Origin of the sequence: Bacillus sp. B2-WWTP-C-10-Post-4 (assembly GCF_009183805.1) — a bacterium.
In the GTDB taxonomy this organism is placed as follows: domain Bacteria; phylum Bacillota; class Bacilli; order Bacillales; family Bacillaceae_G; genus Bacillus_A; species Bacillus_A cereus.
The window spans coordinates 1-2,259 of sequence record NZ_WEII01000237.1 but is presented as its reverse complement, the minus strand read 5'-3'; the positions used below and the strand labels follow the sequence as shown (position 1 = coordinate 2,259).

The window sequence follows — 2,259 nt, the reverse complement described above, 5'->3', positions numbered from 1 at the left end:
GAATTAAACAATTGGTCATGTTGTTTTGACAGAAAATGCACTTAATTTATGTAGGTAATACAATTTGATTAACTTCTTTTCAAACTGTATTGTTTGAGGTTTCCATAAGATAGGGATTGATAAGATATTTCTGTTCCAAACTTATTTATACTTACAAAAAAATTAAGAAAATAGAGGGTAAACATTACCTAGAATATTAGGATCGTTTTCATTAGGAGGATTACAAAGCATGACTAAAGTTGATAAGGTTAAAGAAAAAATTATTGAAACATCTTTATATTTATTTAATACTAATGGGATAACTCGCACATCCATCCAGGATATAATGACAGCTACTGAACTACCTAAAGGATCTATTTATCGTAGATTCAAAAGTAAAGAAGAAATTGTCCTTGCTGCCTACGACAAAAGTGGTGAGATTATGTGGAGTCATTTTCATAAAGCAATGGAAAATAAAAAGACAGCAATTGATAAAATCCTTGCAATTTTCCTTGTATATCAAGATGCAGCTAATAATCCTCCTATTGCTGGAGGCTGTCCATTACTTAATAGTGCCATTGAAAGTACTGGAGTATTTCCAGAATTACAAAAAGCAGCAGCAAAAGGTTATGATGATACAGTAATGTTAATGGCTTCTCTCATAAAAGAAGGAATAGAGAAACAAGAATTTAAAGAAGATATAGAGGTTATATCACTCGCTTCCTTTCTTGCCTCTTCAATGGAGGGGGCTATTATGGCAAGTCGAGTATCTAACGATAATATACACCATCATTATTTTATTGAACAAATAAAACATCATCTTTTCACTTATTCTAAATAAGTGAGAACTTGCATTGTTTCCATCCAATTTTTATAAAATTAAATTGAGTAAATACCCCTTATAAATAGTAACTTCTGTTTATAAGGGGTATTTGAATAGTTTTTAGATGATGTTTCATGTTTCTTATTGAACGGCTTTGTTATCGTTACTACAGAAAAAATGTGAATTAAATGTTAATTGATTTACATGTTTCAAGCGTATCTATATTGAGTTTGTAAATCTACACAATAAGTTTTCATTATATATTAAGTGTAGTAGAAGTTCAGATAGATAAAATTCGGTAGTCGAATTTTTTTACATAAAGCTGTATAATGCTTGTAACGAAAGGGAAATACAGGAAGGGATTTGTAATGAGTTACTATGGAAAAAGATAAACAACAATTAAGCGTTGAAGTTGCAAGATTATATTATCAATCAGATTATAGTCAGCAAGAAATTGCTAACAAATTAAATATTTCAAGACCAACAATTTCTAGATTGTTAAAGTACGCGAAAGAAAAAGGGTTTGTTCAAATTAGCATCGCTGATCCATTTGCGGATTTAGATAACGTCGGGAATTTACTGAAAGAAAAGTATAACTTATTAGAGGCACATGTTGTATTTTCTCCAGTTCCGGAATATGCAACGATTACAGAGTATATTAGCAAATATGCAGCTGAGTATATGGAAAAGACGGTTAAAAACGGTGATATTGTTGGTGTAAGCTGGGGAATGACGATGTATGAAATCGCTAGAAAAATCGTACCGCAACATGTAAAAGGGGTAGAGGTTGTTCAGTTAAAAGGTGGTATTAGTCATTCGAGTGTAAATACATATGCGAATGAAACAATCGCTTTATTTGCAGATGCTTTTCAAACGACGCCAAGAAATCTCCCCCTTCCAGTTATATTTGATAATGCAGTGACGAAAGAATTAGTAGAGCAGGATCGACATATTCATCACATTATCGAAATGGGGAAACAAGCGAATATTGCAATTTTCACTGTAGGAACAGTTCGAGACGAAGCGCTATTATTCCGATTAGGTTATTTCGATAAGGATGAAACGAGTTTACTCAAAAAACAATCGGTCGGTGACATTTGTTCACGATTCTTTGATGGGGACGGAAATATTAGTAGTGAAGAAATTAATAAGCGGACCATTGGAATTGAGTTAGAAGAACTGAAATTAAAGAAACGTTCTATTTTAGTTGCAGGTGGTAATAGAAAAATAAAAGCAATTGATGGTGCGTTACGTGGCGGGTATGCAAATGTATTAATTATCGATCAGCATACAGCAAAAGAATTGTTACATTATCAAAAAGATTAGAAATAAAAGGCGTTCTCAAGATGTTAATTTTGAGAACGCCTTTTATTTTGTTATGTATGAATGATAGGAGTTTTTTTGAACACAAATTGCCTTTTTAAAAATAATTATGGATATGGAGATACATACTACCA

2 protein-coding genes are annotated in these 2,259 nt (G+C 32.0%); both read left to right on the top strand.

Annotation, left to right across the window (positions count from 1 at the left end):
• The first annotated feature begins 229 nt into the window (after positions 1-229).
• Entirely contained in the window at positions 230-820 is a 591-nt protein-coding gene (locus GBN78_RS29495) for a TetR/AcrR family transcriptional regulator (RefSeq protein ID WP_000169648.1), read from the top strand.
• 360 nt (positions 821-1,180) lie between these two features.
• Positions 1,181-2,128: a sugar-binding transcriptional regulator gene (locus GBN78_RS29490; RefSeq protein WP_000409782.1), complete on the top strand. Its 948-nt coding sequence runs from the start codon at positions 1,181-1,183 to the stop codon at positions 2,126-2,128.
• The last annotated feature ends 131 nt before the right edge of the window (positions 2,129-2,259 follow it).